The following is a 16,320-nucleotide window of genomic DNA, read 5'->3' as shown; positions in this document are numbered from 1 at the left end:
GCGATGACCTTCAACCCAAGGCCGGTGTCCCTCTGCGTGTGAGGCATCCTGCTTATTGCCCTGAGCTTAGGTAAGCCAAGAAAAAGACAGCGTGCCGAGAATGGGAATTCTAAAAGCTGAGAACGGATTATTGGTTTTGAAAGGCGGCTTGCTGGTGAGACTACACTAAGGGGATTCACGTTTTCACACGTGTGTCATTCCTCTGGTCACGAGACGCGCTATGGCTGATTTGCTTTCATCGCTCACACCTACCGTTGTCGACAACAAGGATGCGTCTTCATCATCACTCACCCTGCACGTGGAAAGCGGGGAGATCTACCTGCCGCAACGGGATGGCCGCGTGCTGGCGGTCACGGCTCCGCCTCCGGCTTCTGAAGCGGCGCCGGATGCCCAGTCTGCGGTCAGTCCGGCATATATGACGGTGCCCAGCGATCGGGTGATTTTCGCTCAAGCTCACGCCAAGTACATGATGATGGTCAACGGCGAACCGGTTTTGATGGATTGGCCGTGTCCGACCTGTGTATTGGTTGCCCCTTCTGCCAGTGAGCAGGCAGAGGCTTTCTTGGTCAATGAATTAGATGCACTGCCGTATGATCTGCAAAGCGGCGCACTGGCCGATGTGGATTTGGATGCCTTGGAAGCGCTGATCTTGGCTGGGGGCGATCCGAGCGAACTGCTAGAAGCACCAGCGGCGGGTGGTGCAGGCGGCGGTGCTGGAGGCTCTGGTGGCGATACCGCCAATGCCGGCTTTGTGGTGATTGCCTATGACGGGGATGCCACGTTAGCCGAGGCCGGCTTTGATACCCAATATACGCCTGCGACGCGTGTCAGCGATGATGACATTCCCCCCTTGTTTGCACCTGCTGGCGGTGAAAGCGGCACCATGCAGCTCACCGAAGGGGACTTGCAGCCCAACACCTATCCAACAGAAGCCAGTACCAGTGTGATTGTCAGTGCGGGTTCGTTACCGCTCGATCCCAGCTCCATTACCTTTGATGCCAGTGCATTACCGGCATTGCTCGCCACACTGAATCAGACCATTACGTCCAGCGGGCAGGCGGTGACATTCACCTTTGATGCGGCCAGCAATGCCATTGTTGGCGTGTTGGCGTCGGATTCCTCATCGGGCGCAGTCGCAGGCAGTACCGTCGTCACCTTTACGGTGCAAACCGAAGGGGCAGGGCGGGATGTGACCATCACGGTGACCACGGTGTTGTCCCAACCCATTGATCATACTCAAAACGATACCTTAACCGTCGATTTGCCGTTGCAAGGGGCAGACTTGGCCGGTAACCCGTTTGATACGCCTGTTTCCGTGGCGGTGAATATCTTGGATGGTGTTGACCCACAATTGGGGACAGACAGCGGTACCGTGATTGATGAAGCGGATTTTCTGGGTATTCCTGTCGACGGAAGCATTCCGCTCGATCTCGGCAGTGATGCCATCGACACCATGGTATTTACCCCCGAGCAGCCCGATTTAGACGGGCTGACCAGTAACGGGTTTGCCACCACGGTAGAGCTGTCCGGCAATCAGTTGTTGCTGGTGGATAGTCGGGGTGAGCAGGTACTCACTGTGACGATTAGCACCGATGGCAGCTATGTGGCGACCTTGTTTCAGCCTATCGATCAGTTAGTGCGAGCCAATTTAGAGTTAACCTTGGGCGTGATCGCCACCGATTTTGATGGTGACAGCACCCGCGGTCAGTTACTGGTGATCACCATTGATGGCAACAGCCCGCCGGGAGGCGAAACCGGTGAAATCACCATCACAGAAGCGGACTTAGTCCCCAATGAGTATCCTGCCATTGGTACGGTCGCCATTGATGTCACCGCCGGTATCGATCGACTCGATCCCGATACCGTGACCATTGATACCCAGCAACTGGCAGCCTTATTGGCCGAGCTGACTCGTGAGGTGGGTTCCGGTCAGCAACCGCTCACCTTTACCTATGACGCGGCCACTGGGGTATTAATTGGCCGCTTGGCGAACGGTGATGCCGCCGTGCAGATCACCGTGGAAGCTGTGCAAGGTACGAATGGGCAAGATTTGGTGGTGACCACCACATTGACGCAATTATTGCCCCTTGATCATCTTTCCGATGGTTCAGGTGGAGGGGCTGGCGGTGGATCAGGCAATAGCGGTGGCTTTGTGCAGGTGAATGGCGAGCAAATTGTTATCACCGTGCCGATACAAGCCAATGATACCGATGGGGATTTCCTTGATGCTCCGGTGGTCGTTACCCTGACTATCAATGATGGCGTGATCCCTGCGTTTGGGGATGATTCCGGCGCAAGCATTACCGATCCGGATAATGTGCCAGGCAGCGGTAGCAGCGGTGAAAACCCGCCTATCAGCTCGGCCACCGGAAGCATACCGGTGGATATTGGCAGCGATGCCATCGACAGCGTGGTGTTTGTCGACAATGATGCCTTGGCGGCGGTGGTCGCGAGCCTGACCAGCAACGGACGGCCCGTCACGTATCAGGTTGATGACAACACACTGACGCTGTTCTCACAGGAATCCGGCTCTCCCAATCCAGACGATCCGGCACAAGCCATTTTTACGGTGACGATAGCCGAAAACGGCACCTATACCGTGGTGATGACCGATGCGTTTGACCAACCGGTCGACACCAATCAGGTGTTGTTACCCGTGACCGTACGAGTGACCGATAACGATGGTGACAGCAGCGAAAGTCAAATCACGCTGACCTTGATTGACGGGGCGGATCCGAGTGGCGGAGAAACCGCGACAGCGCTCAATGTGGAGCCGGATCCAGCCCCAGACCCCGACGGAAACAGCAATGCCAGCGGCTATCCCAGCACCGTCTCTACCCAATGGGTGATCACAGCAGGTGCCGACCGTTTGTTGCCCGAATCCGTCACGCTCGATCCTGCCCAGCTCAGTGCCTTGATCGCTGATTGGCAAAACAACCTCACCTCCGGTGGTCAACCTGTGACTGTCACTTTTGATGCCGCGACCGGCATGCTGAGTGTGGCATTGCAAAATGGCTCGCCAGTGTTAACCATGACACTCTCTGCGGTACAAGCAACGTCCGGTCTGGTCACGTCAGACAATGATGTGCAAGTCACGCTCGTGACCACGCAATTCCTGCCTCTGGATCACCTTGATATCGCCACCTCACCGTATTTCACCAGTAACACCGATGCGATGACCTTTACCGTGCCCGTCATGGCGACCGACAGCGACGGCGATAACTTGCTGTCGGCTTCCACCGTGGCCGTCACCATCAACGATGGGGCTTTGCCTGCCTTGGGTGAAGGGGCGGGCGTTACCGTTAATGAAACGCAAGATGCCAACCAAACGGTCAGTGGCACCATTGGCATTGACGTGGGCAGTGATGCGATCGCGTCTTTGTTGTTTGCAGCCGATCAGCCTGCGGTGTCTGCCACCAGTGACGGCAATGCCTTGAGCTGGGTGTCGGCGGGGGATCCGGCCGGCTCAGAACTGCGCCTGGAAGACGGTGCGGGTAATGCCGTACTGACAGTGAGCATCAATACCAGCGGCCAGTTTGATGTGGTGTTGCTCGGCACCTTGGATCACACCGGCACAGCTCCCGACTCAAACAGTATTCCGCTGCCTGTGAACGTGGTGATCACCGATAACGACGGCGATCAGGCTGCCGGTGAAATTACCATTACCGTCACTGACGGGGATGATCCGGCAGGAGGCAATACCGTCGCGGTGGCCTTGGTGGAGCCGGATTTGGTCAATGAGGCAGGCAACAGTGATTATCCCGCCACAGCCACGCAAAGCGATGTGCTCACTGCTGGCTCGGATCGCTTACTGCCTGAGAGTGTACAAATCACGCCAACGGAAGTCGCGGCGATCCTCGCAGAGCTGAATGCGGAAATTACCGCTGGCGGTGCCGCGTTGACGTTCACCTATGATCCGGCCAGTGGCTTGTTATCCGGTGCGTTAGCCAATGGCACAGAAGTGGTTTCCCTGACACTGACGGCCACACAAGCCAGTAACGGGCAGGATGTGGACTTGGCCCTGATGTGGGTGCAGCGCGCGCCGCTGGATCATAACCTCAACGGCAATAACACCGGATTTGTCAGCGTTAACGGCGAGCAAATCGTCCTGCGCTTACCGGTGCAGGCGCAGGATGTAGACGGCGATGTGCTGACAACGCCCGTTTCCGTCACCGCCACCAGTGTCGATGGTCCCATTCCGCAATTGCTGACCGACAGCGGCATTACCGCCAATGAAACGGCGGATCTCAATACCACGCTCAATGGTCAGATTGACGTGAATGTCGGCAGCGATGCCGTGGCGGCCATTACGTTTGCGGCCGAACAATCGGCGTTTGATGATCTGTTCAGTGACGGCCAGCCGGTACAAATAGAAGTGGTTGGGGGCAATACTCTGAATGGCTTTATTGAGCAGAACGGCACGCGTGTGCCAGTGCTGACCGTAGTCATGACGCCAACCGGCAATTACACCCTGACCTTGACCAATAATTTGGATCACCTCAGTGATGACACAATTACCCTACCGCTGGACGTGGTGGTGACGGACGATGACGGCGACACCAACACCGGCCAAATCACCTTAACGATCACTGATGGTGATGAACCGGCTTTCGGTGACGATTCCGGTGTGGCGCTGAATGAGGGGGATGACGGGAACGCGACAGGCAATGGCACCATTGCAGTGGTGGGCGGCAGTGATGATGTGGTGGCGGTGTTCTTCTCGCCCTCGCAGCCCAGCTTAACCGGCCTGACCAGCAACGGCTTTGCCACCTCTGTAACAGTATCCAGTGTAGGGAGCGGTGGGCAAATTACCGTGGTGCGGGCGGATCAACCGGACATTGTGGTGCTGACCATCACGATCGGCATTGATGGCAGTTACAGCGTCACGCAGTCGCAGCCGTTGGACCAACCCATCGATAATCTCAATACGCTGGCACTCAATGTCACGGTGGACGATCGTGACGGCGACACCGCGCAAGGCGTGATCACCGTCACCATTACCGATGGTACTGATCCGGCGGGCGGCAACACAGCGGAGATTGCCTTTACCGAAGGGGATTTGTCACCGTCACCGCCGACCGTGGGCTATCCGGTGTCCGGCAGTAGCCAGATCACGATTGCGGCGGGCGTGGATCGTCTTAACCCCGCTACGATCACCCTCGATCCTGTACAGATCGCCAACTTACTCAATGAATTTGCTGCCGAAGTGACCGCCGGTGGCAATGCGGTTGTCGCCACGTGGACGGCTGCCCCTAATGGCAACAGCGGCGTCGGCACATTAACGCTCACGGCCACGGGAGAGGGAGGCGGCGAAGTAGTCTTGACGGCGGTACTGACGGCCACGCAAAACAGTGATGGCCGACAGGTGGACGTCAGCACCACGGTAACCCAATTTACGCCGCTGGATCACAACGGCACCAACGATACCGGCTTAGTGCGCCAGCTCAATGACACCATTGTGTTTGATTTGCCGGTGCAAGTGCAGGACACCGATGGTGATAGCCTGACCACACCGGCGTTGATCACCACCACCATTACCGATGGGGTGGATCCGGTGATCAACGGTATTCCCCCGTTATTGGTCAAAGAAAGTGATATTGATACCGGCGGCAATTTCCATCCCGGGTCGAACCCGTCCGGCACAGAGCAAACCGCATCCGGCCAGTTGTCATTCAATACCGGATCGGATGCCATCATTGCTTATCAGGTGGATGTTGCTGCCTTTAACACTGCCAATGCTGGCACGCTGACGGCGGGGGGCACGCAGGTGTTGTTGGTGTTCAACAGCGCAGCCAGTACCGCTACCTCACAGCGTTATGACGGACAGGTCAATGGCGTGCCGATTTTCACGTTAGTGTTGCGTGCCGACGGCAGTTACACCTTCACCTTGCTGGGCGCGTTGGATCATGTGCAGCCCCAGAACGATACCCAATTGACGATGGATTTTGCGGTGCAAGCGCAAGATCAGGATGGGGATTTGAGTGCGCCGGTGAATTTGCTGATCACGGTGGATGACGATGTGCCACAAACCGAAGATACGGCGTTTCCGGCGGTGGAAGAAGGCAGCACGACCCCCACGCTTGATGTGCTGACGGTGCGCGAAGAAGGGGCAGACGATGCCGCCGTGACTGCGGTGATCATCAATGGTGAGCGACAAACCTTAACCGGCACGCCCAACCCGCAGGGCTTTTTTCCGTTCGATGTGAATCAGGACGGGCAACTGTTAGGGCAGTTGTTTATCTCGCCGGAAGGGAATGTGTTTTTTGCCTCGTTGCCGGATGTGGATCACGGCGGCGCCCCCATTGTGGTGAACGTGGATTTTGAGGTGACGGACGGTGATAACGACACCAGCCAAAGCACGCTGACCATCACCATTACCGATGAAGAGCCCGAGCTGGTGGTGCTGCCGGCCAATGGCGAAGAAGATCAGGGACGGGACGCGGATGGTTCGATTACCGATCCCGCTCAAGGCTTGCCGATTACCATGTCGATAGATATCGGTGACGGGGATCGTAACGAGCAAATCGGTGAGGTGTTCATTATTTTACCTGCCGAACCGCATGGCGATTTTTATCTCAACGGCACGCTGTTGACGCCCGTGACGGGTTCTTCGCCGGCGCAAGTGCTGATCCCAGCGGCCGCCTTTACCGATCCGGATGGCGACGGCGTGTTCCAGTTGCAAGGCGTCACTTTTGTCGGGGATGAAGACTATTCCACCTTTGCCGAGCCGGGTAATAAGATCGATTTTACTGTCACTGCGCAGATTATCACCGCTGACGGGGTGGATCATCCGTTGCAGTCCGGCACCTTGACCGTGGACATTCTGGGTATTGCCGATCCGCCGATTTTTGCCCCTGAAACCGTGGTGTACTTCGGCAACGGGGAAGAAGACGGTCCCAATATCAGCCTGGCTGAGTCCTTCCAAGCCGCGCTGAAAGACACCGACGGCTCTGAAGTGTTGACCTATTTCATCACCATCACTCAAGGGGAAGGCCAGATCATCGGCGAAGGGATCACCGAAGTCTCGCCAGGGGTGTTTGAAGTGCCGGTGTCGGCCGCCAGCAGTGTGGCGTTGGATCCGATAGACAATTTCAGTGGCGATATACGCCTCACGCTGACTGCACAAAGCCGCGAGCAAGGCCATTTTGTGCCCGGCAGTGAAACGGCACAGACGATCGAAAACCTGCTGGTGAACGTGCTGCCCGTGGCCGATGAAGCCCAACTGAAAGTACGCCGAGACAGCGGCTTAGAAGACGAACCCATCGCCTTGGCACCACTCATTACCCTGACTGAATTAGACGACACCGATGACGATTTCGGGGTGGAAACCCTGTATGTGCGCTTGTCGGAATTGCCCGCTGGCGCCACCTTGATGCAAAACGGTACGGTACTGACACCGGACAGTAACGGGGTGTACGAAATTCTGTTTGAAGACCTTGATCAGGTGCAGCTCATTCCGGTGCCGGAAAGCAATGTGGATTTTCGCATCAAGGTCGAAGGCGTGGTGAAAGACGTGGTTGATATCACGCTGGAAGACGGCAGTACCCAAACCGTGGAAGATGAGTTTGTGACGGCGGCACAGTTCATTGAAATCGCTTTAACCGGCGTCGTCGACGAGCCGGATTTTGAGCTGGACGGTACCAACTGGACGGTGGTAGATGGTGCGTCGCCGCCTGCGCTGGAAACCACCATCAAGGAAGATGGCGATGCGGTGCTCGATTTCACGTTGGTCTCGGGCGAGAAGGTCAATGCGCCGTTGGATGAATCTGAAACTCTGACGTTTGTGATCTCCAATATTCCAGAAGGCACACGCATTTTTGATGCGGAAGGCAATGAACAGACGCTGGTGTTTGTCGGCTTTGATCCGGCCACTGGCTTGCCGCGCTATGAAGTGAAACTCAGCGGCGAAGACATCGGCAGTCCGGGGCAACCGGTCGCCATTACCATTCGTCCACCGGAGAACAGCACGCAAGATATCGTGTTGGATGCCAATGTGATCGTGACCGAAAACGATGGCGATCAGGGCGAATTTGAATTGCAGTTGATCATCAAGATTGAGCCGGTGGTGGATGTGGAAGACTACACCCGCCAGAGTAACGGGCTGGAAGATCAATTCATTACCCTCAATTGGCAACCGACCTTAACCGACAGCAAAGAAGTCATTACCGGCCTGACGGTGGGCAATATTCAGCCGGGTTATCAGCTGCGCATTAACGATGGCGGGACGATCACGCCGCTGGTGGTCGATGGCAGCGGCTCGGTGGTGATTGATGCGGCGCAGTTGGCCCAATTGTTGGCGGGCGCGCAACTGCAACTGCTGGCACCGGAAGATTCGGATCTCAATCTCATCGGGCTGACGGCGATCACCACACAGGTGACAGTCGAAGAGAACGATGTGGACTCGCCTGCGTCAGATACCAAGGAGGTAAACGGGACGTTGAGTGTCATCATCCGCGCGGTGGTGGAACCGGATGCCGAACTGGGCGTGCAAATCATCAATGACCAAGGTCAGCCGGAGTTTGTCGACAGTATCGTTTCTACGGATGGGTCGTTGGATTTGACGGGGGCGGCGGGCTCAGACGGGCAGATTGTGTTTGACGATCTCGACCCGAGCAGTGATGAAGTCATTCAGTCGATAGTCATTACCTTTCCGGATCCGTCTATCGACTTTGTCGTCATCGGCGGGATCAATAATGGCGATGGCAGCTGGACGGTGCCGCAGGGCAGCTTAAATTCGATTCAGATCTTAGCGCCACAAGGGTTTGAAGGGGCGGTGAATGTGGCGCTGGCCGCCGAGGTGCAAGATCTCAGTGACGATACCGAGCCCAGTGTCGTGGTGCTGGTGAACAGTACGTTAGAGATCATTTTTCAGACGGATGCGCTGAATCTGGATCTGGCGGCACCGATCGTGGTGCAACAGGATGTGATCCTCACAGGCACGGAAGATAACGCCGTCAATTTAGCTAATTATTTGAACGGCATTTTGTCGCTGGATACGGCGGGCAATGATCAGCTGAACGATGAGTTTTCACTGGTGATCAGTGCGGCCAGTTTGCCGTCTGGCGCGTCGATTTCGGGTATGGATTTTAACTTTGTCACCAACGAATACGTCCTGAAACTGGTGGTGCCGGCCGACGGTACGATTGATTTTTCCGGCATCACGCTGAACCTGCCGCAAGATTTCGCTGGGGATTTCTTGCTCGACGTGAAATACGTCAATACCGACATTAACAGCGGGAACGTGAAAGAGGCGACCGACACCATTGACGTGCGCATTGATCCGGTGGTGGATGTGCCGAGTCGCACAGGTGACCCAAACCGAGCGCCGGAAATCGGTTTGACCGTGGTGGAAACTCAAGGGTTAGATGCGGATCGTCAGCCCATTGAAGGCGATACCCCACAGGTGATTTACCCCGATATTGCGTATGAAGACGGGATCATCATTTTGGATGTCACCGCCAGCGTGGCCGATATCAGTACCACCACCTTGGCGGGGCTGGAAACGATTTCGCAAGCGGTGCTGACGGTGGGCAGTCAGGGCGGCACCTTTCTCACCGCCGATGGTACGGCTGTGACCACCTTGACCATTACCGATCCCAGCCAGTTGGCGGCTATTCGTTATCGGCCACCGGAAGATTTCAGTGGCGATATTGAATTGGGGGTAGCACTGACCATCGTCGATACCGCCGAGTACGATCAAACCTCGGGCGTCCCCGAGCAAACCGACACAGCGACCTTTGACGGCAGCATCAGCTTTGAGGTGATAGCGGTCAATGATGAGGTGGACTTCGTTGGTATCGATACGCCCATCGTAGGGGACGAAGACAGCGGGCCGATCAGTTTCGATGGCATTCGCGGTGAAGTGGTGGATGTGGACGGCTCCGAGTCGATACTGTCGTTGAAAATTGTCAATGTACCGGAAGGCTTCATCATTGATGGTGCGGCCAATAACGGCGGCGGCGAGTGGAGTGTATCGGTGCCTGCGGGTAGCAGTTCGTTTGATTTGGCAGGGCTGGGGCTGATCCCACCCAAAGATTTCAGTGGCTCGGTAGAGCTGGGCATCGTGGTGTTTTCCAAAGAAGACAGCTTGGAATTACCGGAAGAAAACAGCGCGACGTTTACGGTGCAAGTAAACCCGATTGCCGACGGGGTAGATACCGACATTACGCCGACCGCCTCGGGTTCGGAAGATCAGGCCATTGAATTGGTGCTCAATATTGAAGCGCTGGATGATGCCAACAGCTACACCGGCACGGCGGGCAATGTGACTGAGAACCCGCCAGAGACCTTGCAGGTGGAAATCAGCAACGTGCCGGATTCCAGCCAAATTGCCTTGCCGGCGGGCGTAACGGGGACGGCCGTGAACCAAGGGGGCGGCGTGTGGTTGGTGACGGTCGAGGCCTCGCAGCTGGCTTCACTGACCTTTATTCCGGGCAACGCCAACAGCAACAACTGGAACGGTGAGCTGAATTTGGCGATTCGGGCGGTGGACAACGGCAATGTGGCGACGGATGCCCTCGCAGTGTTTCAGACCATCACGCTAGACATTGAAGCGGTGAACGATGCGCCGGTAAATACGGTGCCAGCCTCATTAACCACGGACGAAGATGCGGTATTGCTGATTAACACCTTGCGCATCAGTGATGTGGACGTGGACGAGGTGTCGGTCGGGACTATGACGGTCACGCTGGTGGTCAACAACGGGGTGCTGTCGGTGCCCTCTGGGTCTCCGGCGACAGGTATTACCGTTACGGGGGACGGCACCGGCACTCTGGTATTGGAAGGATCGCTGGCGAACCTCACCGCCTTGCTGACGGCGGGGGTAAATTATCAACCCAACGCCAATTTTAACGGCGATGACACCCTGCAAATGACCACCAATGACCAAGGCAATACCGGTATCGGTGGCCCCTTAGAAGACAGCGATAGCGTGCCGGTCACCGTCAATCCGGTCAATGATGCACCGGTGCTGCCGACCATTGGCGATCAAACCGTGGAAGAAGACACCGCCTTGGTGATTGCTGGTTTGAGCGTGAGTGACGTCGATTTTAATGAGGCGGGTAGCACCGGCGTGATGAGCGTAACCTTGAGTGCTAACAACGGCACATTAACCGTCAGCGATACCACGGGCGTGACGATTACCGATAACGGCAGCGGCAATGTGACACTGAGTGGCGATTTGGCCGCGATTAACACCTTGCTTGCCAGCGGCGTGACGTATCAGGGCGCGCCGGATTTCAAAGGGGACGACGTGATCACCGTGGTCGCCAATGATAACGGCAACGTAGGATCCGGCGGGCCGCAGCAAGCCACCACCACCATCAATGTGACGGTGACGCCCAAACCGGAACCGCCGACACTGGAACTGGCGGTGCCACAAATGGCCGATACCCGCGCCGCGCTGGGCGTATTAGTACCGCTGTTGGGCTTGGCCGTCACGGCGGCCGATGCGGATGAAACCTTGCTGGTGGAAGTGCGCGATTTGGGCGCAGGCCGTTTGGTCAATGCCAGCGGCACGGAAGTGGGCACAGACTTGGGCGACGGCAGTTGGCAAGTGCCCGTCGCCCAGTTGGATGACCTGTTCATTGCCAATTTGCCCCAAGGCAGCAACCCGCTCACCGTGGTAGCGATTTCTCAGGAAAGCGATGGCAGCCAGGCTGAATCGACCGCGTTAATTATCAATGTGCGTATGGATAACCTAACCGAGACGGGCAACGCGGTGGGCGAAGGGGATGCCGATGGCGACAATTTGGTGATTGGCGCAGACGGCAACGAACGGCTGTTTGGTGGCTTGGGCGATGACATTCTGGTGGGCGGCGCAGGTAGCGATGAACTGTTTGGCGGCGCGGGTAACGATACCTTATGGGGCGGTACCCGCAATGGCACCGGAGACGGCGTGGCCGATACCTTTGTGTGGCAGGCGGGCGATGTGGGCGGCGCAGGCACCAGCGTGACCGACACCGTCAAAGACATGGAAGTGGGGCTGGATCAGCTCAATATCGCCGAAATTTTACCGGATGACGGCAGCAGCGATTTAGATCGCCTGCTCGATAACATCACCGCCAGCGTGGAAAGCACCGACAGCCTGCGGTTGGATCTCACCACCGTCAGTGGCGGCAATCCGGCAGGCACCCAGGGTATTGTATTAGAGAACGTGGATGTTGCTGGCTTGGGTTTAGAGGCGGGCTCGTCCTCGGCCGATATTATTAATCAACTCTTTACCAATAATGTGTTTATCGTGGATTGAGTGTTTATTTTTGGAGATGGTAAGCCGCCTCAGGCAGTAGCGCATCAAAGCGTCAGTGACTAAGGTGATAAAGGGCAGTCAGCAGGAGGCAATAACACCATGCAGGAAGGCGTTCACGAAAGCGTCAGGGAAAGCGTTGTAAAACGGGCCATGTGTGTTTTTCACGCCAGTGCAAAGCGCAGCATGATGGCCTTGGTAGTGATATTCGTGGTCAGCTCGACCGTACAAGCGGCGGAAGGGATCAGTGATGTACTGCGCTGGCGTACCGTGAATGATCTTACGGTTCCCACCACGGCATCAAAGTATTCACATCAGCCTGAACCGCCGCACTGGCAGGTTGGGCTAACCACACACATTTATGACGGCAAGGCACACGGTGAGAATGCGTTAATAGACGCTGTCTCGTTTGAATCGGTTTCGCTGGATATCCTGTGGCGGCCGGATATTGCACTGGCGGAACGCTGGACGTATGCCATGCACGTGCAGCTGCCGTATGTCTCTCTTGATACCCGTTCGTCTTCAACGGTGAGCGGTTTTGATAATGCCAGCGGACTGGGCGATATGGTGTTCACTCCCATCATGCTGGCCTACGCGATGGATGATCATTGGCAAACCGACCTGCAATTGGCCTTCTATGCGCCGACCGGACAGGATGCCTCAACCGGCAAACCGTCACTCAGTACCGATTACTGGAGCATCGTGCCGACCGTGGCGATCAGCTATCACCAACCCGTCACCGGCCAATATGCCTCCCTTCATGCCAGTGTCGGCTTCAATACCCCGAACGCAAAAACCGACTACGACAGCGGTGACATTGCCCGCCTAAGTGCCACCGTTGAACAGCGCGTATTGTTGCTCGGCGGCATGGTCGGCATTGGCCTTTCCGGCGTGGGCGTACAACAACTCTCTAGCGATTCAGGCAAGGGCGTATCCGCGCATTCCAAATCGGCTACAACGTTTCGCATCTGGTCATGGGGGCCTCGCGTGAGTTATCACACCGCAGTGGCCAATGCCGTGCTGTCAGCCTCTCTGATGTGGCAAAACGAATTTGCCACCCAAGCGACGACAGAAGGCGATCACGTCACGTTCGCCCTGCAAGTGACGTATTGAACACGTTTTGTTTATGCGTTTTATCCTACTGATAACACTATACTTATCTGATGGGTTATGGTGTGATGTTGCCATGATGTAAATGCCTGATTGTATGGGCTATCAATACAAGGATGTCGTATGAAAAAGCTTTTTCTCTTGTTCAGTCTACTGTGGCTCTCGGGGTGTACCGGAATGCCAGACACCGTCACGCCAGTATCCAATTTTGAACTCAACCGCTACTTGGGCAAGTGGTATGAAATTGCTCGTTTAGATCACTCCTTTGAGCGTGGATTAACCCAAGTCACCGCAGAATACAGCCTGCGTGATGACGGCGGCGTTCGAGTAATTAACCGAGGCTTTTCGGCAGAAGAAAACGCCTGGCAGCAAGCGGAAGGTAAGGCCTATTTCGTCAATGGTGCCGACGAAGGCTACCTGAAAGTCTCGTTCTTTGGCCCTTTCTATGGCGCGTATGTGGTGTTTGAACTTGACCACGAAGGTTACCAATACGCCTTTGTCTCTGGCCCTTCTACTGACTACCTGTGGCTACTCGCGCGCACCCCAACGGTTGATCCTAGCGTGATGGAAAAATTCGTCTCGATGGCAAAAGCACGCGGCTTTGATACAGATGCGTTGATCGTGGTGAAGCATGGGGAGTAAACCTAAGCAAGTTCACCAATATAGAAGTCAAAAACATAGCTGCTGAAAAACTATAGGTAGACATCCAAAACGGATGAAAATACTCAGTATGATTTATAAAAAACGAGGCTTTCATCCATTTGAATAGCTTTGGTGCTGTCTATTTTTCAAATGATGCTTGATATTTCGACGTGGTTAGAAAATTCATCATGTAGATAAGCATATAAGTACACTTTGTCCATTTAGTTTAGGTAAGAATGACGGAGAAAATCATTGTGCTCATTTCGTAGGGCATGTACTTCAATATAAGGATGCAAAACACACTTGTAAAAATTCAACCTGGAATGATTTGAAAAATATTGAAGGAGAAGGCTCTGTAATTCGCGTTGATGACATTTTTAATAAATCAAAGAAAACAGGAAAGTGGGCTGATAAACCCGCATCCATGAGAGAATGTTTGATCTTTGTCACACTGGCTGCGAATGTGACAAAAAGAGGTAATAAGTTACATATGGGTGCGATGTCGAGTAAGCATATTGGTATCGTAAAAGATGGTACAGTTTGGCACTATGGGAATACGAGTGACAAGGTGAAGTGTGAACAGGTAAGTGTATTTATGACGACCTTTAAATCAGTTTATGGCCGAAAAGGTACAGTCAACTTTTACTTTGGTGAATTTTTATGAGCTATTCAGCGGTGATTTTATCTACAGGTATAACGATAGCATTATTGTGTAATAGTGCCATTGCCGCTGATACTCCTCCTCAACCGCCACATACAAAGGTGATGCAGGTTTTATTCAATAACCTTGACGCAGATCTTAATAGAGCAAGTTATTACCCGGATGAGGTTATAGAACCCTATGCACTCGGGGATCACTTGTCTATGTTGTTATCATCAACTCTTGATCCTGATACGACGATCTCTATTGGTGGGGAGTGTGAATGGACAATGGTTGAGATAGAAAAGGATGTGGGTGAAAAAGCATGGAGCTGCAAGCTTCTATTTACCGACACACTTCCTCAATCAAAAGCTGTTTCACCGACAAGTATTTGGTTTGCGGTTGATGAAACGGCCACGAAGTTATACCCATATACGTTAAAGAGATTATGAGGCTAATGCCTCATGATGTCGCCTCTTTGTAGTTATTTTGCAGAGCAAGAAATTCTGCATATTTGTGCGATATAAATGTGTTCAGGATCTGATAGCAAAAGCACGCGGCTTTGATACCGATGCATTGATCGTGGTGAAGCAGGGGGGGTGACGTTGCGGTTGAGTGACATCTGATTGCGTTGATGGAATGGGACATAGATATGCCCCTTTCTTTACTAGGGATGCCAATTCGCCGGCTTCAACGAACGGAATGATTTTCAGTCCATTCGGGTAATAAAGGTTTGCTCGTCATCCACAAAAGCCACAAAGCCGCCGTGATAGATAAACACTCGACCACGCCCCTCAACTATGCAGGCAAGCTGTGGGTTCAAATCTTCTTCGATATCTTTGCTCTGATACGTCCCGGTATCGGTGATTACGCCGCTGAGTGAAGGCAAATATCCATACGTGCGCTTGGCTTGATCTATCAGGCTCAACTCGCTGGTGGTAGAGAAGCAAGCGGGGATCACACCAGCGTCTTCGATAAATAGTGTTTTTAGTTCTTCAAAAGCGGTAATGACTAGCCAGTCGATGCCGTTAATATGATGGATAAACATAGGGTTTCTCGATAATTCTGATGCGGAAAGTGTATCACTAAAACGGGCGGTATCACGCGGATTGTGATTATCTTGTTTTGCGTCGGCATCACGGCTTTATTCTGCTTGAAAAGAGGCAAAACAGCAGACGCCCGTTTGGTCTTGAGTGACGTTGCATTCGCTCACCAAAATGCTTTTGAGCGCTATACGGGCTCGACGTAAACGTGCCTTCACGGCGGGCAGGCTGAGCTTGTGTTTCTCTGCGTAATCTTTTTGTGCCATACCATTGAGATCACACTGCTCTATCACATCACGTTCTTGCTCGGTGAGTTTCACTAATACCTTTGGAAGACAGCGTTGAAGCTGAACCATCGCAGGAGAAACCTCCGTTGGCACAATTAACTGCTCGACGTTGACCGATTCGATCTTGCGTCTTAGTTGATCAATCAGGCGATTTTTGGTCATCTTAAACAGCCATGATTTTCCGTCTTGCAATGTGCAAAAACGTTCGCTGTTGCCCATGGCTTTCAGAAACACGTCTTGCATGATGTCTTCCGTCTCGTGCGGATTTTTGGTTTGTTTTAGTAGCCAACCATACAGGCTAGGTTCTGCATGATGCCACGCATCCATCAAACATTTCATTCTTGCATCTCGATT

Annotated in this window: 7 protein-coding genes; 5 read left to right on the top strand and 2 right to left on the bottom strand. The window is 54.2% G+C overall.

Going from position 1 to position 16,320, the window contains the following annotated elements; translation table 11 throughout:
- Positions 1-220 precede the first annotated feature (220 nt).
- From ACSF8W_RS02750 to ACSF8W_RS02730, 5 genes are all read left to right on the top strand, one after another.
- Complete coding sequence (locus ACSF8W_RS02750; protein ID WP_500844817.1) at positions 221-12,247, top strand: retention module-containing protein; 12,027 nt, start codon at positions 221-223, stop codon at positions 12,245-12,247.
- Between the two features lie 99 nt (positions 12,248-12,346).
- Positions 12,347-13,357, top strand: coding sequence for a SphA family protein (locus ACSF8W_RS02745; protein ID WP_500844816.1), 1,011 nt, complete (start codon positions 12,347-12,349; stop codon positions 13,355-13,357).
- Positions 13,358-13,477: 120 nt separating this feature from the next.
- A complete protein-coding gene (locus tag ACSF8W_RS02740) occupies positions 13,478-13,996 on the top strand; it encodes a lipocalin family protein (protein WP_500844814.1) in 519 nt (172 codons plus the stop codon).
- Between the two features lie 328 nt (positions 13,997-14,324).
- A complete protein-coding gene (locus ACSF8W_RS02735) occupies positions 14,325-14,660 on the top strand; it encodes a hypothetical protein (RefSeq protein WP_500844812.1) in 336 nt (111 codons plus the stop codon).
- The gene (locus ACSF8W_RS02730) at positions 14,657-15,088 is read left to right on the top strand and encodes a hypothetical protein (RefSeq protein WP_500844811.1); all 432 of its coding nucleotides are present in this window, start codon (positions 14,657-14,659) and stop codon (positions 15,086-15,088) included. The genes ACSF8W_RS02735 and ACSF8W_RS02730 overlap by 4 nt, the downstream gene beginning before the upstream one ends.
- A gap of 257 nt (positions 15,089-15,345) precedes the next feature.
- Here ACSF8W_RS02730 and ACSF8W_RS02725 read toward each other — a convergent pair whose 3' ends face one another.
- Together ACSF8W_RS02725 and ACSF8W_RS02720 are read right to left on the bottom strand one after the other, a co-directional pair.
- A complete protein-coding gene (locus ACSF8W_RS02725) occupies positions 15,346-15,684 on the bottom strand; it encodes a cytosolic protein (RefSeq protein ID WP_500844809.1) in 339 nt (112 codons plus the stop codon).
- 96 nt (positions 15,685-15,780) lie between these two features.
- A complete protein-coding gene (locus tag ACSF8W_RS02720) occupies positions 15,781-16,293 on the bottom strand; it encodes an RNA polymerase sigma factor (RefSeq protein WP_500844807.1) in 513 nt (170 codons plus the stop codon).
- Positions 16,294-16,320 lie beyond the last annotated feature (27 nt).

The organism is Photobacterium sp. 270122K, assembly GCF_059941365.1.
Note: the sequence above shows the minus strand (reverse complement) of the source record. Positions and strands in the feature narration are given on the sequence as shown.